Below are 20,831 nucleotides of genomic sequence, written 5' to 3' on the forward strand. Positions count from 1 at the left end.
CACGCCCACGGGGTGGCCGGCTCACTCGCCATGATGCCCGCCGGCCAGGCGCTGGCCGGCCCGGCGGCACAGCTGCTCGGGGCCCGGACGGTGCTGCTCGCGGGCGGCGTGATCATGATCGGGATCAGTGCGGCACTGCTGTCGGTCCCGGCCGTCCGCACGCTGCGAGCGGTGCCCCGCCGGGCTCCGGCCCGCGGGGAGCCGTCCCCGGGGCGCGGCGCGGCGACCCGCGACGTCAACGCCTGCGCCCGCTCCCGCGCGGAGCACCGGCGGCGCCGGGTCCGTGCCGGTGACGGCCGGGCTCCGGGGCGGCGGCGCGGTGCCGTGGGGCGGTGCGGCACGGGAGCGGGCAGCTCGCGGGTGCTGGACAGCGGAAGCGCTTCTGTCAGTTGTCCGCTATGCGGGCACGGGTTTCGTATCAACGAACAGAATCTGGCCAACCTCTGATCAGAGACCGATGCGCCGGTGACATGCCCATGCTCAAAGTGGCAGGCTCACGAGCACGTCACACGGGATGCGTACAGCAGCACGATCCCCGTCCGTACTTTCGCGTGGCGCACCGCAGTTCAGTTCTGCCCGGGCGGTTGATCAGTCATGCCGCCCGGCCCCCACGGCAGAAGGAGTCACTGACGTGAGATTCACCTCCAAGCAGCGGATATCCGCCCTCGCCGCCACGGCGGCCCTGGTCGCGGCAGGCGTCACCGCGGGAACCGCCGGCGCGGCCCCGGCCGGCGAGACCACCGCGAAGGGCGCGCTGCCCGCACAGCTGACCGCGAGCCAGCACACCGAGCTGGTCAAGACGGCGAACACCGAGGCGGCGAAGTCCGCCGACGCCCGCGCCCTGGGCCTCGGCGCCAAGGAGAAGCTCCACGTCAAGGATGTCGTCAAGAACAAGGACGGCTCCACACACGTGCGTTACGAGCGCACCTACGACGGGCTGCCCGTCCTCGGCGGCGACCTCGTGGTGCACAAGTCCGCCTCCGGCAAGCGCACCGGAGCCTCCAAGGCCACCCGCGCGAAGATCGCGGTGAAGACGTCGGCCCCGGCCGCGCACAAGCCCGTCACGGCCGAGGCCAAGGGCAGCAAGGCGCCCCGGAAGATCGTCTGGGCGGGCGAGGGCAAGCCCGTGCTCGCCTGGGAGACCGTCGTCGGCGGCGTGCAGAAGTCCGGCGCGCCCAATCAGCTCCACGTGATCACGGACGCGAAGACCGGCAAGAAGCTCTTCGAGTTCCAGGGCATCAAGGAGGGCACCGGCAACAGCCAGTACAGCGGCAAGGTCGAGATCGGCACCTCGGGCTCGTCCGGCTCGTTCACGATGAAGGACGACGCGCGCGGCGGCAACCGCACCTCCGACCTCAACGGCGGCCAGAGCGGCGAGGGCACGGTCTTCACCGACGACGACGACGTCTGGGGCGACGGGACCACCGGCGACCGGGCCACCGCGGGCGTGGACGCGCACTACGGCGCCGGCCAGACGTGGGACTACTACAAGCAGGTGCACGGCCGCGAGGGCATCGCGGGCGACGGCAAGGGCGCCCTCAGCCGGGTCCACTACGGCGACAACTACGTCAACGCCTTCTGGGACGACTCCTGCTTCTGCATGACCTACGGTGACGGCCAGGGCAACAAGAACCCGCTCACCTCGCTGGACGTCGCGGCGCACGAGATGTCGCACGGGGTCACCTCGACCACGGCCAACCTGGAATACGCGGGCGAGTCGGGCGGCCTGAACGAGGCCACCTCCGACATCTTCGCCGCCGCGGTCGAGTTCCACGCCGACAGCCCGGACGACGTGCCGGACTACCTCGTCGGCGAGAAGATCGACATCAACGGTGACGGCACCCCGCTGCGCTACATGGACGAGCCCAGCAAGGACGGCAGCTCGCTGGACTACTGGAGCCCCGAGGCCGGGGACGTGGACGTCCACTACTCCTCCGGCATCGCCAACCACTTCTTCTTCCTGCTGTCCGTGGGCAGCGGGGAGCGCGAGGTGAACGGCGTGAAGTACAACTCGCCCACCAAGAACGGCGAGAAGCTGGACGGAATCGGCATCGAGAAGGCCGAGCAGATCTGGTTCAAGGCGCTGACCGAGCAGATGACGTCGACGACGGACTACGCGGACGCGCGCAAGGCGACCGTCCAGTCCGCCACCGACCTCTACGGCGCGGACAGCGCCGAGGTCAAGGCGGTCAAGGCCGCCTGGACCGGGGTAAACGTGACCGGTAGCTGAACTGCGGCGCCGCCCGCGGGGCTTCGGCCCGTCCCCCACCGGGGGTGCAGCGGACCGGTGCACGCCCTGGCATGACAGCGGCTCCCAGGACCTGGACAGGTCCTGGGAGCCGCTGCCGTTCCTGCGGGCGCGCGGGGGCGGGTCCGCACCGGCACACCGCTTCGGCCCGCCGTGGCTGCCGGGAGAGTCCGGGTCGCGACGGCGGCCGCCGCGCACCACACCCACGCGGCGACGGAGTCGTTGAACAGCTCGCGCTTCGCATCCGGACCGTGTGCCGCTCAGTTGAGCGGCTCCGGATCCTGCCGGTACGCGCCGAGTGCGCCGAAGAGCCCGATCACTGGGGCAGGGAGGGCGCGGCTCCTGCGGGGGTGGGTCCTCCGCCCGGCCCGCGCCCGCACCCTGCGACCGTCCTCACCGACCGGAGGGTCACCCACGCATGAGCGTCAACGAGCCCGTCCCCGACACCTTCGAGGACACCCCCGCCCGGGACCGCGATCCCGACTGGTTCAAGCGCGCCGTCTTCTACGAAGTACTCGTCCGCTCCTTCCAGGACAGCGACGGCGACGGCATCGGAGATCTGAGAGGGCTCACCGCAAAGCTGGACTACCTCCAGTGGCTCGGCGTGGACTGCCTGTGGCTGCCGCCGTTCTTCGAGTCCCCGCTCAAGGACGGCGGATACGACGTCTCCGACTACACCTCCGTGCTCCCCGAGTTCGGCGACCTCGCGGACTTCGTGGAGTTCGTGGACGCCGCACACCAGCGCGGCATGCGCGTGATCATCGACTTCGTCATGAACCACACCAGCGACCAGCATCCGTGGTTCCAGGAGTCCCGGCGCGATCCGGAAGGGCCGTGGGGCGACTACTACCTCTGGGCCGACGACGACAAACAGTTCCAGGACGCACGCGTCATCTTCGTCGACACCGAGGTGTCCAACTGGACCTTCGACCCGGTGCGCAAGCAGTACTTCTGGCACCGCTTCTTCTCCCACCAGCCCGACCTCAACTATGACAACCCGCTGGTCCAGGACGAGATGATCTCCGCTCTGCGGTTCTGGCTGGATCTGGGCATCGACGGCTTCCGGCTGGACGCGGTCCCCTACCTGTACGCCGAGGAGGGCACCACCTGCGAGAACCTTCCGCAGTCGCACGCCTTCCTCAAACGGGTGCGCCGGATGGTCGACGCCCACTACCCCGACACCGTTCTGCTGGCCGAGGCCAACCAGTGGCCGGAGGACGTCGTCGACTATTTCGGCGACTACGCGACGGGGGGCGACGAGTGCCACATGGCCTTCCACTTCCCCGTCATGCCGCGCATCTTCATGGCCGTGCGCCGTGAGTCGCGCTACCCCGTGTCCGAGATCCTCGCCAAGACGCCCGCGATCCCCTCCCGCTGCCAGTGGGGCGTCTTCCTGCGCAACCATGACGAGCTGACCCTGGAGATGGTCACCGACGAGGAACGCGACTACATGTACGCGGAGTACGCCAAGGACCCGCGGATGCGGGCCAACATCGGCATCCGCCGTCGGCTGGCACCGCTGCTGGACAACGACCGCAAGCAGATCGAGCTGTTCACCGCGCTGCTGCTGTCGCTGCCCGGCTCGCCCATTCTCTACTACGGCGACGAGATCGGCATGGGCGACAACATCTGGCTCGGCGACCGGGATGCCGTGCGCACTCCCATGCAGTGGACGCCCGACCGCAACGCCGGGTTCTCCTCCTGCGATCCGGGGCGGCTGTTCCTGCCGACCGTCATGGACCCGGTGCACGGCTACCAGGCCACCAACGTCGAGGCCGCGATGAGCTCGCCGAGTTCGCTGCTGCACTGGACCCGGCGGGTGATCGAGGTGCGCAAGCAGAACCCCGCCTTCGGGCTGGGTTCCTACGAGGAGCTCTCCTCCTCCAACCCGTGCGTCCTGGCCTTCCTGCGGGAGCTCGGGCTCCCCGGCGGCGGTGACGACCTGGTGATGTGCGTGCACAACTTCTCGCGGTTCCCGCAGCCGACCGAGCTGGATCTGCGGGAGTGGAAGGGGCGGGTTCCCGTGGAACTGATCGGCGGCGTCCGCTTCCCCGCCATCGGCGACCTGCCCTATCTGCTGACGCTCGCGGGGCACGGCTTCTACTGGTTCCGGCTGCGCAGGACCTGACCTGACCTCGTACCCGGGCCGCGCCGCCCGCCGCCGCCCGCGCCTTCCGCACGCGCCCGCCGGGGCCGGAGCCCGGCAGACCGCCACCGGGACCGCCCCCGCTCCGGCGGATGCGGGGCGGGGGCGGAGACGAGGGCGGTGCGGTGCGGTGCGGCTCCGGGTGGCCGGGCGGCCGGTTGGCCGGCCGGACCGGGGCGGCGTCCGGATCAGCCCTTGGTGGCCGCGGCGGCGCGCTCCTGCGGCGGGACCTGCTCGGCCGCGGTCTCCTCGGACGGGTCCCGGGCGGGCTCGTGGGCGGCCTCCAGGGTCCGTTCGTCGAAGGGCAGCGCACCCCGCAGCACCTCGCCGACGCGCTCCCGGTCGATCTCCTTGGTCCAGGTACCGACCAGCACGGTGGCCACGGCGTTCCCGGCGAAGTTGGTCAGCGCGCGGGCCTCGCTCATGAACCGGTCGATGCCGACGATCAGCCCCACGCCGTCCACCAGCTCGGGACGGTGCGACTGGAGGCCGCCGGCCAGGGTGGCCAGCCCGGCGCCGGTGACCCCGGCCGCGCCCTTGGACGCGACGAACATGAAGATCAGCAGCGAGATCTGCTCGCCGATGCCGAGCGGGTTGCCCATGGCCTCGGCGACGAAGATCGAGGCCATGGTCAGGTAGATCATGGTGCCGTCGAGGTTGAAGGAGTAGCCGGTGGGCACGGTGATGCCCACGACGGGCCGGCTGACGCCCAGGTGCTCCATCTTCGCGATCAGCCGGGGCAGCGCCGACTCGGACGAGGAGGTGGACAGGATCAGCAGGAACTCCCGTCCCAGGTACTTCAGCAGCTTGAAGATGTTCACGCCGGTGAAGACCCGCAGGATCGTCCCGAGCACGGCGAAGACGAACACGAAGCAGGTCAGATAGAAGCCGATCATGATGACGGCGAGGGACTTCAGCGCGTCCACACCCGTCTCGCCGACCACCGCCGCCATCGCGCCGAAGGCGCCGACCGGGGCCACCCACATGATCATCGCCAGCACCCGGAAGACGACCTTCTGCAGGTGCCCGATGCCGCGCAGCACCGGCTCCCCCGCCGAGCCCATGGCCTGCAGTGCGAAGCCGACCAGCAGCGCGATGAGCAGCGTCTGCAGGACCTCGCCCCCGGTGAAGGCGGAGACCATGGTGGTGGGGACCATGCCGAGCAGGAAGTCGGTCAGACCCTCACCGCCCTCGGCCTGCGAGGCGCCCGCGTCCCGCGCCGCGTCGGTCAGCTGCAGCCCGTGGCCCGGCTCCAGGACGTTTCCGACGACCAGCCCGATCGCCAGCGCGACGAGCGACATCACCAGGAAGTAGCCGAGCGCCAGACCGCCGACCGCGCCGACCTTGGCCGCCTTGCGGACCGAGCCGATGCCCAGCACGATCGTGCAGAAAATGATCGGGGAGATCATCATCTTGATGAGATTGACGAACCCCGTGCCGAGCGGTTTCAGCTCGGTGGCCACACCCGGTGCCGTCAGTCCCAGCACCACACCCAGCACCACGGCAGCGATCACCGCGATGTAGAGGTAATGGGTGCGGTCCCGCATGGGCCCCGGCTGCTGCGGGATGTCCGGCGCAGCAGCACCCGCTGCGGCCTGCTGCGGTGTCTTCTTCGACACGTCGGCGGCTCCTCGTCCATGGGTCACGTCACGATGTCTCCGCCGGAACGCCCTGGTGGACGCTCAATTGCGAATTCCGATCGTGTTGAGTCCCGGCGACTATGCAACACGGTGCGATGTGCGTCACCCTTACGTGCATTACGTGCACGAAACAAGCCACGGCAGACTGAGACGATGCGCGTCCCCCGACCCCGCTTCCCCCTGCGGTCCCGCCCGCGCAGCCTGGCAGGACAGCTCTTCGCCATGCAGGTGGTGCTGGTCGCCGTGGTGGTCGCCGGATGCGCGGTGTTCGCGTACGTTTCCGGAAAGTCACAGGCCAGGGAAGCGGCGACGCACCGCGCCCGGGCCACGACGCAGGCCGTGGCCGATTCCCCCTCCGTACGGGCGGCCATCGGCTCCGCCGATCCCAGCGCGCGTCTGCAGCCCTACGCGGAGCAGGTGCGCCGGGACACCGGCGTCAGCTTTGTCACGATCATGGATCCGCGCGGCAAGCGGTGGACGCACCCCGACCCCGACCGGATCGGCGAGCAGTTCGTGGGCCACATCGGGCCCGCGCTGCAGGGCCACACCTTCGACGAGACCTACACCGGCACGCTGGGCCCGTCGGTGCGCGTGGTGACGCCCGTCCGGGAAGCCGGGCACGGCGGGCGGGAGGGCCGGATCATCGGCCTGGTCAGCGCCGGGATCACCATCGACACCATCAGCAGGCAGGTCGGCGAGCAGCTCACCGCGGTGCTCGCGGTGGCCGGCGGGGCCCTGGCGCTGGGCGCCGTCGGTACCTATCTGACCAACGCCCGGCTGCGCCGCCACACCCACGGGATGAACGCGGTCGAGCTGAGTCGGCTGCACGACTACCACCAGGCGACACTGCACGCGGTGCGCGAGGGACTGCTGCTGCTCGACGGGGAGGGGCGGGTCGCGCTCGTCAACGACGGCGCCCGGCTGCTGCTGGGCCGGGACGGACCGCGGGACCTGGTGGGCCGGGCCGTCGCCGATCTCGGGCTGCCCTCCGAGCTGACCGAGGCGCTGCTGGCCGGGGAGCCGCGCCGGGACGAGGTCCATCTGACCGGCGAGCGGGTCGTGGTCGTCAACACCGCGCCGGTGGACGGCGGGGAGCGCCGGGGCACGGTGGTGACCCTGCGCGACCACACCGAACTGCGGGCGCTGGCCGGTGAGCTGGACTCGGTGCGCGGCTTCGCCGAGGCGCTGCGCTCGCAGGCCCACGAGGCCGCGAACCGGCTGCACACCGTCGTCTCCCTGATCGAACTGGGCCGGGTGGCGGAGGCCGTGCGCTTCGCGACCGAGGAACTGGAGCTGGCGCAGGCGCTGACCGACCGGGTGGTGAGCGCGGTGCGGGAGCCGGTGCTGGCCGCGCTGCTGCTGGGCAAGGCCGCGCAGGCCAAGGAGCGCGGCGTCGAGCTGGCCCTCGCGCCGGACTCCGGCGTGGAGGACGTGCCCGGGATCCCGGGCCGGGACCTGGTGACGGTGCTGGGCAACCTGATCGACAACGCGGTGGAGGCCGTCACGGCCCCGCCCGCCGGCCGGCTGCCGGCCCCGCCCGGCGACGAGCCCGCAGCCGGCAGCCCCCGGGTGACGGTGACAGTCCGGTGCACCCGCTCCGGCGACCTGCTGCTGCGGGTGGCCGACACCGGTCCCGGCCTGCCGCCCGGGGCCGGGGACCGGCTCTTCGAGCGGAACTGGTCCACCAAACCCGGCCGGGGCGGCGGCATCGGTCTGGCCCTGGTGCGGCAGACGGCACACCGGCACGGGGGCGAGGTACACGCCCGCGATCTCCCCGGTGCGGGCGCCGAGTTCGAGGTGCGGCTGCCGCTGCCGCGGGAGGCAGGGGCCCAGGAGGTACTGCGATGACACTCCGTGTCCTGGTCGTCGAGGACGACCCCGTGGCGGCCGATGCGCACGCCCTGTATGTCAGCCGGGTGCCGGGCTTCGAGGTGGCCGGGAAGGCGCACTCCCGGGCCGAGGCGCTCCGCGCCCTGGAGGACGCCGCGGGTCGGGGCGGCGGCGTCGATCTGATCCTGCTCGATCTGTACCTGCCCGACGGCAGCGGGCTGGACCTGCTGCGTGCCCTGCGTGCGGCGGGCCACTCGGAGGACGTGTTCGCGGTGACGTCGGCCCGCGATCTGACGATGATCCGCGAGGGGGTCGCGCTCGGGGTCGTCCAGCATGTGCTGAAGCCGTTCACGTTCCGCACGCTCAGCGACCGGCTGCTGCGCTACGCGGACTTCCGCGCCACGGCCGAGGCCGGGGGCGAGGCGGTCAGTCAGGACGAGGTGGACCGGACGCTGTCGGTGCTGCGGGCCGCTCCCACTGCCTCGGCGCTGCCGAAGGGGCTGAGCTCCCCGACGCTGGCGAGGGTGACGGACCGGCTGCGGGAGGCGGCGCGGGAGGGGCTGACGGCGAGCGAGGCGGCGGCGGCCCTCGGCGTGAACCGGATCACGGCACGCCGCTATCTCGAACACCTCGTCACCACCGGGGCTGCGGAGCGGCGGCAGCGCTATGGGCAGGTGGGGCGCCCCGAGCACCACTATCTGTGGCGTGGGGGCCCGGCGTCCGGCAAGTCGTAGGGCCCCGTCCGACGTCGAGGTCCCGTCGACGGAGCGGCCGCTCTGCCGGACGGGAGGGCCGAGGGCCCGTGCCGCCCGGCGGCCGGCCGAGGCGGGCCGCCGGGCGGTGCTGCGGGCTGTCCGTCAACCGTCCGAACGAACGGTCCGGGGCTGCACGGGGGACAGCCCCGGGTGGATCAGCTCTGCGTGGAGCGGCGCTTGCGCGCGAAGGCGACGAGGCCTCCGCCTGCGACGACCACGGCGGCCGCGATACCGGCGATCATCGGGGTGTTGCTGGAGGAACCCGTCTCGGCCAGGTCGTCACCGCCGCCCTGCGGCTTCTCCGCCGGGGCGCTGGAGCTGGACTCGGGCGCGCTCGGCTCCGGCTTCTCGCTGGGGCTCTGCGAGGGGCTGGGCGAGGAGGGCGGGGTGGACTCCGACTCGCTGGGCGTCGGGCTCGGCGCCGGCGTCTCGCAGACCGGGGACGTCTTGGTCTCCGGGCCCCACGAGTACTTGTCGCCGTCCGAGGCCACGACCTGGGCGGTGACCTTCAGCGGCTCGCCGTGCTCGGGCAGGTCGACCTTCTTGTGGAAGCTACGGCCGAAGGTCTCGCTGACCAGCGTCTCGTCACCGGCCTTGACGGTGACCTTGTTGTCCTTCGGCGCGTACATCTTCAGGTCGATCGAGACCGAGTCACAGGTCACCGACCATGAAGGGGTGTGTGCCTGGGCGGGGGCGGCCGCTATCGCGGTACCGACGAACGCCGCGGCACCGGTCGCCGCGATGGCGACCGACCGCTGCCATCTGAGGCGCAGTGCTGTCATCGTTTTCCTTCCGGTAGGACCGTCACACGAGATGCACGCACGACGGGTGACAGCACGGTACTCGCATCCTCAACCCGGAGCACACGCGCCCCGGAATATCCAAGTGTTCCCGTCCGTCGCCCAGTTCGCCGGACCGCGGCTCCGAAGGCAAGACCGCAGGTCGCAACGGGGATGGCGGGGCGCTGCGGGAAGAAGGTTGCGATTGGGTGAAGTTGGACATCCGCTTCCGGGTGCGCCGCCGGCCAGGCCCGGCGCCGCGCCTCGCCGGCAACGGCATGCCACGGTCCTCAGCAGGGTCCCGGCACGGCCGGAGCCGGAGGGCCCGTACCGGCGGAGTCGGCCGCGGCCCGCACGAACGCCCGCTGCAACGCGCTGCCGTGGCCGCCTCCCGTCACCACGGCCAGCTGGGACAGCGGCAGTCCGTCGACCGGCACGAAGGCGATGTCCGCACGGGCGTGCGCCTCGGCCGTGGGGCGGCACAGCAGCATGCCCCCGCGCCCCGCGGCGGCATTGGCCAACCCTTCCTGGAGGGTGGTCACCACCGGACCCCGGGCGATGGTGCGGCCGCCCGGCGTGCGCGGCGGGGCCTGGTGATCGCGCCAGTAGCCGGGGGCGGGCGGCGCGGCGGCGATGAGCCGGCAGTCGGCGAGATCCTCGGCGCTCAGTGCGGACCGGGCGGCGAGCGGGTGGCCGGAGGAGACGGCCAGGGTCCACGGCTGTTCCGCGAAACCCGGCCCCACCAGCAGATCGGGCTCCGCGACCGGCAGCACCAGCACGGCGGCGTCCACCTCGCCGCGCCGCAGCGGTCCGAACGGGTCCGCCATGGTGATCTCCACGATGACGGTCTCCACCTGGGGATGACGGGCGTGGAAGAGGCCGAGGGCCGCCGTCGTCCGCCGGTCGGCGCTGCCCAGGAACCCCAGCCGCAGCCGCCCGGTCACGCTCCGGGCCGCGGCGCGCGCCTCGTCCACGGCGTCCCCCAGCAAGCCGTAGGCGGGCCGGAGCTGTTCGAGGAACCGGGCGCCGAGCGCCGTCAGCGCCACCCGGCGGCTGGTGCGCTCCACCAGCCGCGCCCCGATCCGGTTCTCCAGCGAGCGCAGCAGTTGGCTGACCCTGCTCTGCGACACGTACAGCCGCTCTCCGGCGCGACCGAAGTGCAGTTCCTCGGCGAGGACGAGAAAGCACTCCAGTTCCCTCATCTCCAGCGACCGGATCCGCGTACCGCCACCGCTGTCCGACTCCGCCTCCTGCACTCCGGCCTGCCCTCCCCCGCCGTGTCGACGGACCGCGGCTTCGCTCACGGAAGACCGATGAGCCCTGCTCATGGAAGGATGAGAAGTCCGCCGTTGTTCCCGGACGGCCGGGCGCGAAGTCTTGAACCATGACTGAGAACCCCACCTGCGCGGATCCCCCAGGACACGACCCCGGCGGAAGGGAGCGCACGCCGCTGCGCGCGTGGCTCGGCGTCGCCTCGCTCACCTCCGCCACGTTCGCCGTCACCGCGGCCGAGATGCTGCCCGTCGGGCTGCTCACCCCGGTCGGCGGGAGCCTGGCTGTCTCGGAGGGCTCGGCGGGGCTGACCGTCTCCCTCACCGGCATCGTCGCCGCCCTCGCCGCGCCCCTCGTGCCACCCGCCGCGGGCAGGCTCGACCGCCGCACCGTACTGGCGGCGCTGGCGCTGCTGCTGGCCGCGGCCAACACCCTCTCGGCGGTGGCGCCCTCCCTCACCGTGCTGCTGATGGCCCGCGTCCTGGTGGGTGTCGCACTGGGCGGCGTATGGGCGCTGGCGGCCACCCTGCCGGTCCGGCTGGTGCCGCAGCGCTCGCTGAGCACCGCGCTGGCGGCCGTCTTCGGCGGCATCGGGCTGGCCAGCGTGCTGGCGGTACCCGCGGGCACCATGCTGGGCGAAGCGTTCGGCTGGCGGGCCGCGTTCGGCGCCGCGGCAGGGCTGTCGGCCGCCGTGGCGCTGGCCCTCGTGCTGTTGCTGCCCGCGCTGCCCGCCGACCGCCCGGCGCGCCCCGGCACGCTGCCGCGACTGCTGCGGAACCCGCGGCTGCGCACCGGATTCGTCTTCCTCGCGCTGCTGGTGACCGGCCACTTCGCCGCCTACACCTATGTCCGGCCGGTACTGGAGCAGCTCTCCGGCGTCGCGCCCGCGCTGGTCGGGGTGCTGCTGCTGGCCTACGGCGCGGCGGGCGTCGCGGGGAACTTCGCGGCGGGCGCCCGCGCGGCCCGCCGGCCCAGGAGCACGCTGCTGACGCTGGCGGGGGGCATCGCGGTGACGACCCTGCTGCTGGCGGCGGCCGGCCCGGCCACCGGAGCGGCCGTCGCGGCGCTGCTGCTGTGGGGGCTGGCCTACGGCGGGGTCTCGGTGAGCAGCCAGAGCTGGGTGCTGGCCGCGGCGCCGCTCGAACGCGAGGCGGCGGGTGCCCTGTTCGCCTCCGTCTTCAACGCCGCCATCGCACTGGGTGCCTTCGTCGGCGGCCGGGTGGTGGACGCCGCGCCGCTGAGCTGGGTGCTGCTGGTGGGCGCCGCGCTGGCCGGCTGCGCATCGGCGGTGCTCGCCTTCGTCGGGGCCCCGGCCGGCCGGGACCCGGTGGCGGTCGGTCCGCGGCCGGAGGCCGCCGGGAGCCGAGCGGCGGCGCGGACCGCGCCCGGCGCGGCGCGCACCGGTGCCGCGGAGCCGCCCGGGGAGCCGCGCGGCCGGTGACCGTGTGCGAGCACCGGCCGTGCGAGGGCGTCCGGGGACCGAGCGGCACGGCCCGATCGAGCCGCCCGGCTCCGGTGGCGGGCGACCGTCACGGGCCGGCCGCCGCCGGCCGTCGGGCCGGGCGCCCCGGTGGCACCGTCGTCCGGACGGTCGGACCGGCGTGCGGGAGCACTCGGCGGCGCGTCGGGTCCCTCACCCGCCCCTGCCCGTTCGGTGGCTCGGCGGCCGGACTCGGAGCAGCTCCGCGGCGGCCCGGCACCCGCGCCGCGCGGGGCCGCGGCAGGGCGGTGGCTCAGAAGACCGCTTCGGTCTCGTCCATGCGGTCCTGCGGGACCCGCTTGAGCTCGGAGACCGCGTCGGCGAGCGGGGCCATCACGATCGAGGTGCCGCGCAGGGCTGTCATCCGGCCGAACTCCCCGCGGTGCGCGGCCTCGACGGCGTGCCAGCCGAAGCGGGTGGCGAGCACCCGGTCGTAGGCCGTGGGGGTGCCGCCACGCTGGATGTGGCCGAGGATGACGGGCCGCGCCTCCTTGCCGAGCCGGTGCTCCAGCTCGACCGCGAGCCGGTTGCCGATGCCGGTGAAGCGCTCGTGACCGTACTGGTCGATCACGCCCTTCTCGTACGGCATGGAGCCCTCGGCCGGGTGCGCGCCCTCGGCGACGCAGACGATGGCGAACTTCTTGTCCCGCGCGAACCGCTCCTCGACCATCTTGGCCAGGTCGTCGACCTCGAAGTTGCGCTCGGGGATGCAGATGGCGTGCGCGCCCGCCGCCATGCCCGCCTCCAGCGCGATCCAGCCCGCGTGCCGGCCCATGACCTCCACGACCATGACCCGCTGGTGGGACTCGGCGGTGGTCTTGAGGCGGTCCATGGCCTCGGTGGCGACACCGACGGCGGTGTCGAAGCCGAAGGTGCGGTCGGTGGCGGAGATGTCGTTGTCGATGGTCTTGGGGACGCCGACGACCGGCAGCCCGATCTCGGCGAGCATCCGCGCGGCGGTCAGGGTGCCCTCGCCGCCGATCGGGATCAGCGCGTCCAGGCCGAGGCGGTCGATCAGCTCCTCGGAGTTGTTGCACGCCTCCCGCAGCCGGTCCCGCTCCAGCCGGGCCGAGCCGAGGATGGTGCCGCCGCGGGCGAGGATGCCGCTGACGGAGTTTATGTCCAGGGGCCGGTGGCGGCCCTCCAGCAGGCCCTTGAATCCGTCTTCGAATCCGATGACCTCGTCGCCGCGGTCGTGTACGGCACGGTGCACGACGGATCGGATCACGGCGTTGAGACCGGGGCAGTCTCCGCCCGCGGTGAGCACTCCGATACGCATGGGGTTCGCTTCTCCTGCTCCGTAGATGCCCGCCCGGGAGGCGGGCCGCTTGGGGCACGGTCGGACCTCACTGTCCGGGGGTGCCGCTGGTCCCTGAGCCGGTGCGATTGTTTCACGTCTTGAAGGCGAGGGAAGGGGCCCCGCTCAGCATCCGGACCGCTGCGGGCGCCCTCCGGCGGAGGCGTACAAGCCACCCGCCTGGCGCGCGTGCCAGCCAGAGGCGCAGGTAATGTCAAGGGTATAGCCCTACCCTTACGGGTGCTTTCCAGGCGGAACTGCTCAAGAGATCCCCGAGGCGCTCCCGACCGCGACCGGAGGAGACAGCGCGTGACGCGCAGCGTGTACGTGACCGGCATCGGCCGCAGCGACGGCCGCCAGGTGGTCGAGCTGGGAGTCATGGAGCTCCTGACCCGCCAGGTGGACCGCGTCGGGGTGTTCCGGCCCCTGGTGCACGACGAGCCCGACGAGCTCTACGACCTGCTGCGCAGCCGCTACCGGCTCACCCAGCCCGCCTCCTCGGTCTTCGGCATGCGGTACGAGGAGGCGGCGGCGCTCCAGGCCGAGCAGGGCACGGACGAGCTGATCTCCCGCCTGGTGGACCGCTACCACCAGGTCTCCGACGCCTACGAGGCCGTCCTCGTGCTCGGCACCGACTTCGCCGACACCGGGCTGCCCGCCGAGCTCGCGCTCAACGCGCGGCTCGCGATCGAGTTCGGGGCCGCCGTGCTGCCGGTCGTCGCCGCCCGCGACCAGTCCCCCGAGGCGGTGGTCGCCGAGGTGCGCAACGCGCACGACGCCTACGCCTCGCTGGGCGCCGACCTGATCGCCATGGTCGCCAACCGGGTGGCCGACCCCGAGGGCGCGGCAGCCGTGCGCGGACTGGCCGAGCGGCTGCCCGAGCCGGTGTTCGTGCTGCCGGAGGAACCCGCGCTGGCCGCGCCCACGGTGACCCAGGTCAAAGAGGCGACGGCGGCGAAGGTACTGCTCGGCGACCACGCCGGGCTCTCCCGCGACGTCCGCAACCTCGTCTTCGGCGGCGCCCACCTGCCCGTCTTCCTGCCCGCACTCACCGAAGGCTGCCTGGTGGTCACGCCCGGCGACCGCTCGGACCTGCTCATCGGGGCGCTGGCCGCGCACTCCGCCGGCTCCCCCGCCATCGCCGGTGTCCTGCTCACCCTGGACGAGCGCCCCGACGACCAGACGCTGGCGCTGGCCGCGCGGCTGGCGCCCGGCACGCCGGTGCTGGTGGTCCCTGAGGGGTCGATGCCGACCGCCGACGCGCTGCTGTCCCTGGAGGGCAAGCTGACCGCCGCCACCCCGCGGAAGGCCGAGATCGCACTGGGGCTGTTCGAGACCCACGTGGACGCCGCCCAGCTCTCGGCGCAGCTCTCGGTGGAGCGCAGCGAGCGGGTCACGCCGATGATGTTCGAGCACGAGCTGGTGGAGCGCTCCCGCGCGGCACGGCGGCACATCGTGCTGCCGGAGGGCACCGAGGAGCGGGTGCTGCGCGCGGCCGAGGTGCTGCTGCGGCGCAACATCTGCGATCTGACGCTGCTGGGCGACCCGGCGGTGATCCGCAAGCGCGCCGCCGAGCTGAGCATCGGCCTCGACCTGCCGGCCGGCGACGAGACCCCCGCCGACCCCCTCTCCGGCCCGGGCGGCGCCACCGCGCGCATCGTCGATCCGCAGACCTCTCCGCTGCGCGAGCGCTTCGCCGAGGTGTACGCGGCTCTCCGCACCCACAAGGGCGTCACCTACGAGCTGGCCCACGACGTGGTCTCCGACGTGTCCTACTTCGGCACGCTCATGGTCAACGAGGGGCTGGCCGACGGCATGGTCTCCGGTGCCGTGCACTCGACGGCGGCGACGGTCCGCCCGGCCTTCGAGATCATCCGCACCCGGCCGGACGCCTCGATCGTCTCCTCGGTGTTCTTCATGTGCCTGGCCGACCGGGTGCTGGTCTACGGGGACTGCGCCGTGGTGCCGGACCCGGGCGCCGAGCAGCTCGCCGACATCGCGATCCAGTCGGCGACCACCGCCGCCCGGTTCGGGGTGGAGCCGCGGATCGCGATGCTCTCGTACTCGACGGGCACCTCGGGCTCGGGTGCCGACGTGGACAAGGTGCGGCGGGCCACCGAGCTGGTCCGCGAGCGCCGCCCGGACCTCCTCACGGAGGGACCGATCCAGTACGACGCGGCCGTGGAGCCCTCGGTCGCCGCCACCAAGCTGCCCGGCTCCGCGGTGGCGGGGCAGGCGACCGTGCTGGTCTTCCCCGATCTGAACACCGGCAACAACACCTACAAGGCCGTGCAGCGCTCGGCCGGGGCCATCGCCGTGGGTCCCGTGCTCCAGGGGCTGCGCAAGCCGGTCAACGACCTGAGCCGCGGCGCGCTGGTGCAGGACATCGTCAACACGGTCGCGATCACCGCGGTCCAGGCGCAGGACGCGTTCCCGCACGGCTCCGGCGGCTGAGCGCCGCCCCCGTCACCCCGTCCCTCCGTACCCGCACAGAGAGCACCCTGCCGTGAGCCCCACCCGGATCCTCGTCCTCAACTCCGGCTCGTCGTCCGTGAAGTACCAGCTGATCGACATGGCGGACCGCAGCCGGCTGGCCGCGGGCCTCGCCGAGCGGATCGGCGAGGAGACCTCGGCCGTCACCCACCAGCCGCTCGCCACCGGAGGCGAGCGGCGCACCCGCACGGGCAGGCTGGCCGACCACGGCGCGGCGCTGGGAGCCGTCGCCGAGGAACTGGCCGCCGACGGGCTCGGCCTGGACTCGCCCGAGCTGGCCGCGATCGGCCACCGGGTGGTGCACGGCGGGCTGCGGCTGACCGAGCCGACGGTGGTGGACGACGCCGTGCTCAAGGAGATCGAGCGGCTGGTCCCGGTGGCGCCGCTGCACAATCCGGCGAACCTCACCGGCATCCGCACGGCGCAGCGGCTGCGCCCCGATCTGCCGCAGGTAGCCGTCTTCGACACCGCGTTCCACTCCACGATGCCGGAGCACGCGGCCCGCTACGCCATCGACACGGAGACCGCCGACGCGCACCGGGTGCGCCGCTACGGCTTCCACGGCACCTCGCACGCCTATGTGTCGCGCAAGGCCGCCGCGCTGCTGGGCAAGGATCCCGGCGAGGTGAACCTGATCGTGCTGCACCTGGGCAACGGCGCGTCGGCCTCCGCCGTGCGCGGCGGGCGGTGCGAGGACACCTCCATGGGACTGACCCCCTTGGAGGGGCTGGTGATGGGAACACGGTCGGGGGACATCGACCCGGCGGTGGTCTTCCACCTCAAGCGGGTGGCCGGAATGGACGCGGACGCGGTGGACGAGCTGCTGAACAAGCGCAGCGGGCTGCTGGGGCTGTGCGGCGACAACGACATGCGCGAGATCCGCCGCCGGATCGAGGCGGGTGACCGGGCCGCGGCGCTGGCCTTCGACATCTACGTCCACCGGCTGAAGAAGTACATCGGCGCCTACTACGCCGTACTGGGCAGGGTCGACGCCGTGGTCTTCACCGCGGGCGTCGGCGAGAACGCCGCACCGGTGCGCGAGGCCGCCGTGGCGGGCCTGGCGGAGCTGGGGCTGGCTGTGGACGGCGAGCTGAACGCGGCGGAGGAGAAGGAGGCGCGGCTGATCTCGCCCGCGTACGCGAGAGTGGCCGTGGCCGTGGTACCGACCGACGAGGAACTGGAGATCGCAGAGCAGACCTACGCGCTGGTCGCCCCGAGCCGGACGGCCCCCACGTCCGGGGGTGCCGCCCCCGAATCGTTCAGTACCTAAACAAAACGATAGGATCGCCACCATGCGCCGTTCCAAAATCGTCTGCACCCTGGGCCCCGCCGTCGACTCCTACGAACAGCTGAAGACGCTGATCGAGGCGGGTATGAACGTGGCCCGGTTCAACATGAGCCACGGCTCCCACGCCGAGCACGAGGAGCGGTACCACCGCACCCGCAAGGCCGCCGTGGAGACGGGCCGCGCCGTGGGGGTCCTCGCCGACCTGCAGGGCCCCAAGATCCGGCTGGAGACCTTCGCCGAGGGCCCCGTCGAGCTGGTCCGCGGCGAGGAGTTCACCATCACGACCGAGGACGTGGCGGGCGACAAGAGCATCTGCGGCACCACCTACAAGGGGCTGCCCGGTGACGTCTCCAAGGGCGACCCGGTGCTGATCAACGACGGGAACGTCGCGCTGCAGGTCGTCGAGGTCGAGGGCCCCCGGGTCCGCACGATCGTCATCGAGGGCGGTGTCATCTCCGACCACAAGGGGATCAACCTGCCCGGCGCCGCGGTGAACGTGCCCGCGCTCAGCGAGAAGGACATCGAGGACCTGAAGTTCGCGCTCCGGATGGGCGCCGACATGATCGCCCTCTCGTTCGTGCGCAACGCCTCCGACGTGCGCGACGTGCACCGCGTGATGGACGAGGTCGGACGCCGGGTCCCGGTGATCGCCAAGGTCGAGAAGCCGCAGGCGGTCGCCAACATGGAGGAGGTCGTGCTGGCCTTCGACGGCGTGATGGTGGCGCGCGGCGACCTGGCGGTGGAGTACCCGCTGGAGCAGGTCCCGATGGTGCAGAAGCGGCTGGTGGAGCTGTGCCGCCGCAACGCCAAGCCGGTGATCGTGGCGACCCAGATGATGGAGTCCATGATCACCAACTCCCGGCCCACCCGCGCGGAGGCCAGCGACGTCGCCAACGCGGTGCTGGACGGTGCCGACGCGGTGATGCTCTCCGCCGAGTCCTCGGTGGGCCAGTACCCGGTCGAGACCGTCAAGACGATGTCGAAGATCGTGCAGGCCGCCGAGGAGGAGCTGCTCGGCCGCGGCCTGCAGCCGCTGGTGCCCGGCAAGAAGCCGCGCACCCAGGGCGGTTCGGTCGCCCGCGCGGCATGCGAGATGGCCGACTTCCTGGACGGCAAGGCCCTGGTGGCCTTCACCAAGTCCGGGGACACGGCCCGGCGGCTGTCCCGCTACCGGGTCGGCCAGCCCATCCTCGCCTTCACCACGGAGGCGGCCACCGCCAACCAGCTGACGCTGAGCTGGGGCGTGGAGACGTTCGTGGTCAAGCACGTCGACCACACCGACGAGATGGTCGAGCTCGTCGACGCCGAACTGCTGCGGCTGCAGCGGTTCGAGACCGGCGACACGATGCTGATCACCGCGGGCTCCCCGCCCGGCGTCCCCGGCACCACCAACATGGTCCGCGTCCACCACCTGGGCGCCGCCTGATCCGCTGACGCCCGCATCCGGCGCCCCCGTGCGCCGGGTGCGGGCACCCGACCGGACCGACGAAAAGTCCCGCACCCTGCCAGGGGTGCGGGACTTTTCGTGAGGGGGTTGCCTGCGGCCTACTGGCGGACGTACTGGTGCAGCCCGGGAATCGTCAGGGTGCCGCCGAACTGGCCCGCCTGCCGCACCGACACGTCGGTGAAGTAGGCGAAGGGCACATTGATCGGCGGAGGCGTCTCGGGAGTGAAGGTGATCGGGATCAGCCCGAACAGGTTGCCCTTCAGCTCCTCGGTGTACATGGTCACCTTGCCGCCGCGGATGGTCGACCTGGATCCCTCGGCGGCCTGCACGTGGTAGGTCAAGCCGTCGGCCTGCACCGTCTGGTGCAGATCGCCGATGTCCAGCGCGTCGGCGGTGAACTTGAGGGCCTGCTTGGTCTTCCCGTTGGGCATGGTGATGTTGACGACCCCCTCGTAGTCGAGGCCCATCAGCGTCAGCGAGGACGCCTCCAGGTGCCAGGGGACGTTGGGGACCTGGGTCGGGGTCTGCTCGCCGGTGCCCTGGACGTCCATCTTCTCGGGGCACGGGAAGGGCTTGCCGGCGTCCTTCTCGGGGTCGTAGTCGCGGGCGGTGCCGTCCTTCGCGTCGACTCCGGAGTCCTCGCCCGGCTTGTCGCCCTTGCCGTCCTTCTCGTCCCCGGCGTCCTTGTCGCCCTCGTCGCCCTTGCCGGCCTTGTCGGACCCGCTCGCGGGACCGCTCCCGTCGGCCTTGCTCCCGTCGGACTTCTCGGTCCGGTCGGCCGTACCGCCGCCGTCCGATCCGCGCTCGGACTTCGCGTCACCGCCGGACGAGGAGTTCGCGTCCCCGGAGTCCCCGGCATCCCCGGAGCCCTTCGAGGGGCTGGGCGTGGGGCTGTCGGAGGGCTCGCCGGCGGGCTCGTCGGTGTCCTCGCCCTTGTCCGGGTGGAGGAGGTCGTCGAGTGTCTTGCCCACCCCCAGCGGGTCGTACCAGGGGTTCTCCTCCTCGTCGTCCGACGCGCTGTCCTCGGACTTCGCGGACGGCGAGGGCGAGGTGGCGGGCTCCTCGGAAGGGGTCTTCCCGGAGGACCCGGAGGACCCGGAGGACCCGGACGGCTTGTCGCCGTCGGACCCGGCACCGGAGGCGCCGTCCTCGGACTTCCCGTCGGACTTCCCGTCGGCCTTCTCGCCGTCGGCCTTCCCGGCAGCCTCCTCCGCCGCCTTCTCCCGCTCGGCCTGCTTGCGGGCCAGCTCCTTCTTGAGCTTCTCGGCCCGTTCCTTGCGCTCGGCCTTCTCCTCCTCGGTCTCCTGCTGCTCGGATATGGAGACGCAGGAGTCGCCCTTGAAGGGGTTCTTGGGGAGCGGCTTGGCGTTGGCGAGCTGCGGGGTGATCCCGACTCCCAGCAGGACGGCCGAGGGCATCGCGGCCAGGGCCACCGCCTTGCCGGCCGGCAGGTGGAACCGGGTCAGCAGCGGCTTCCTGGGGGCGGCGTGCCGGGGCCCGGCTCTCCCCCGGGCACCCGACGCGGCGCCCGGGCGCGCGCCCTCCCCTTCGTGGACCTCGTCACCCGGCACGGTGCCTCCCGTTCCCGTCGTGCGCGTCGACCCCGTCCGCGGGGGACGCTCCAGAGACTGCTGTGTTGTCGCTCGCCGGCCCCGTTCCGGCGTCCGTACCGGCATCCTCCGCGGGGTGCTCCGCCTGGTCGGTGCGCTCGGCCCGTTCGGCCGGCGCGGTGGGCTCGGCCACGACCGTCTTGCCCGGGGCCCAGGAGACGCCCAGCGCTCCACCGATCAGTCCGAGCAGGAAGCCGATGAGGAAGGCGCCGAAGTTGGAGACGACGAGGGAGACCAGCGCGAGGAGGATCGCGGCCACGCCTGCGAACACCCGCGAATGGGGCTGGAACCACATGGTCAGTCCGAGGACGACCAGCAGCACGCCGATGATCAGCGAGCCCGCGCCCGCGGTCGTCGACATCCGGATCGTCAAGGACCCCAGGGTGAGGTTCTGGTAGGGGACGTACATGATCGGGATGCCTGCCAGCAGCGTCAGCATCCCGCCCCAGAACGGGCGCTGGCCGCGCCAGTGCCGGAAGGACTGCCTCTTGTGGCCGAATCCGGTCGTCAGACTCTGTCGCGTGTCGGCGCTCATGGTAGGGGGCT

General features: G+C 72.3%; 15 protein-coding genes. 9 read left to right on the plus strand and 6 right to left on the minus strand.

Annotated features, from left to right (window positions below; genetic code table 11):
• Nucleotides 1–12: 12 nt before the first annotated feature.
• The 3 genes from ACFYNS_RS09845 (at nucleotide 13) to treS (ending at nucleotide 4,376) form a co-directional block, all read left to right on the plus strand.
• Nucleotides 13–447, plus strand: coding sequence for a hypothetical protein (locus ACFYNS_RS09845; RefSeq protein WP_388601935.1), 435 nt, complete (start codon nucleotides 13–15; stop codon nucleotides 445–447).
• A 184-nt stretch (nucleotides 448–631) separates the two neighbouring features.
• Nucleotides 632–2,230, plus strand: coding sequence for a M4 family metallopeptidase (locus ACFYNS_RS09850; RefSeq protein ID WP_360292908.1), 1,599 nt, complete (start codon nucleotides 632–634; stop codon nucleotides 2,228–2,230).
• Nucleotides 2,231–2,666: 436 nt separating this feature from the next.
• Complete coding sequence (gene treS / locus ACFYNS_RS09855) at nucleotides 2,667–4,376, plus strand: maltose alpha-D-glucosyltransferase (protein ID WP_360292905.1); 1,710 nt, start codon at nucleotides 2,667–2,669, stop codon at nucleotides 4,374–4,376.
• 206 nt (nucleotides 4,377–4,582) lie between these two features.
• On the opposite strand, the gene ACFYNS_RS09860 is transcribed toward treS, so the two are convergent.
• Nucleotides 4,583–5,941 (minus strand): cation:dicarboxylate symporter family transporter, encoded by a 1,359-nt coding sequence (locus ACFYNS_RS09860; protein ID WP_388602101.1) that lies wholly within the window; start codon nucleotides 5,939–5,941, stop codon nucleotides 4,583–4,585.
• A gap of 246 nt (nucleotides 5,942–6,187) precedes the next feature.
• Here ACFYNS_RS09860 and ACFYNS_RS09865 point away from each other — a divergent pair, with 246 nt between their 5' ends.
• Complete coding sequence (locus ACFYNS_RS09865) at nucleotides 6,188–7,882, plus strand: sensor histidine kinase (protein WP_360292902.1); 1,695 nt, start codon at nucleotides 6,188–6,190, stop codon at nucleotides 7,880–7,882.
• Nucleotides 7,879–8,598: a response regulator gene (locus tag ACFYNS_RS09870; RefSeq protein ID WP_360292899.1), complete on the plus strand. Its 720-nt coding sequence runs from the start codon at nucleotides 7,879–7,881 to the stop codon at nucleotides 8,596–8,598. The genes ACFYNS_RS09865 and ACFYNS_RS09870 overlap by 4 nt, the downstream gene beginning before the upstream one ends.
• A 176-nt stretch (nucleotides 8,599–8,774) precedes the next feature.
• On the opposite strand, the gene ACFYNS_RS09875 is transcribed toward ACFYNS_RS09870, so the two are convergent.
• The gene (locus tag ACFYNS_RS09875) at nucleotides 8,775–9,401 is read right to left on the minus strand and encodes an LAETG motif-containing sortase-dependent surface protein (protein ID WP_360292896.1); all 627 of its coding nucleotides are present in this window, start codon (nucleotides 9,399–9,401) and stop codon (nucleotides 8,775–8,777) included.
• Between the two features lie 287 nt (nucleotides 9,402–9,688).
• Complete coding sequence (locus ACFYNS_RS09880; RefSeq protein WP_388602104.1) at nucleotides 9,689–10,600, minus strand: LysR family transcriptional regulator; 912 nt, start codon at nucleotides 10,598–10,600, stop codon at nucleotides 9,689–9,691.
• 182 nt (nucleotides 10,601–10,782) lie between these two features.
• Between ACFYNS_RS09880 and ACFYNS_RS09885 the strand changes: the two genes are divergently transcribed.
• Complete coding sequence (locus ACFYNS_RS09885; RefSeq protein WP_388601940.1) at nucleotides 10,783–12,111, plus strand: MFS transporter; 1,329 nt, start codon at nucleotides 10,783–10,785, stop codon at nucleotides 12,109–12,111.
• Nucleotides 12,112–12,403: 292 nt separating this feature from the next.
• Here the strand turns inward: ACFYNS_RS09885 and ACFYNS_RS09890 are convergent, their stop codons facing one another.
• The gene (locus ACFYNS_RS09890; protein WP_360292887.1) at nucleotides 12,404–13,429 is read right to left on the minus strand and encodes an ATP-dependent 6-phosphofructokinase; all 1,026 of its coding nucleotides are present in this window, start codon (nucleotides 13,427–13,429) and stop codon (nucleotides 12,404–12,406) included.
• A gap of 327 nt (nucleotides 13,430–13,756) precedes the next feature.
• On the opposite strand from ACFYNS_RS09890, the gene pta reads away from it, so the two are divergent.
• From pta to pyk, 3 genes are read left to right on the plus strand one after another with little or no spacing between them, the layout of a single operon-like run.
• Complete coding sequence (pta, locus tag ACFYNS_RS09895) at nucleotides 13,757–15,901, plus strand: phosphate acetyltransferase (RefSeq protein ID WP_360292884.1); 2,145 nt, start codon at nucleotides 13,757–13,759, stop codon at nucleotides 15,899–15,901.
• Nucleotides 15,902–15,953: 52 nt separating this feature from the next.
• The gene (locus tag ACFYNS_RS09900; protein ID WP_360292881.1) at nucleotides 15,954–17,210 is read left to right on the plus strand and encodes an acetate kinase; all 1,257 of its coding nucleotides are present in this window, start codon (nucleotides 15,954–15,956) and stop codon (nucleotides 17,208–17,210) included.
• Nucleotides 17,211–17,232: 22 nt separating this feature from the next.
• Nucleotides 17,233–18,654 (plus strand): pyruvate kinase, encoded by a 1,422-nt coding sequence (pyk, locus tag ACFYNS_RS09905; protein ID WP_360292879.1) that lies wholly within the window; start codon nucleotides 17,233–17,235, stop codon nucleotides 18,652–18,654.
• A gap of 119 nt (nucleotides 18,655–18,773) precedes the next feature.
• Here the strand turns inward: pyk and ACFYNS_RS09910 are convergent, their stop codons facing one another.
• Nucleotides 18,774–20,246 (minus strand): hypothetical protein, encoded by a 1,473-nt coding sequence (locus ACFYNS_RS09910; protein ID WP_388601945.1) that lies wholly within the window; start codon nucleotides 20,244–20,246, stop codon nucleotides 18,774–18,776.
• Nucleotides 20,236–20,820: a DUF6114 domain-containing protein gene (locus ACFYNS_RS09915; RefSeq protein WP_388601947.1), complete on the minus strand. Its 585-nt coding sequence runs from the start codon at nucleotides 20,818–20,820 to the stop codon at nucleotides 20,236–20,238. The genes ACFYNS_RS09910 and ACFYNS_RS09915 overlap by 11 nt, the downstream gene beginning before the upstream one ends.
• Nucleotides 20,821–20,831: the final 11 nt, after the last annotated feature.

This window comes from Streptomyces sp. NPDC006925 (assembly GCF_042869575.1).
Lineage (GTDB): Bacteria > Actinomycetota > Actinomycetes > Streptomycetales > Streptomycetaceae > Streptomyces.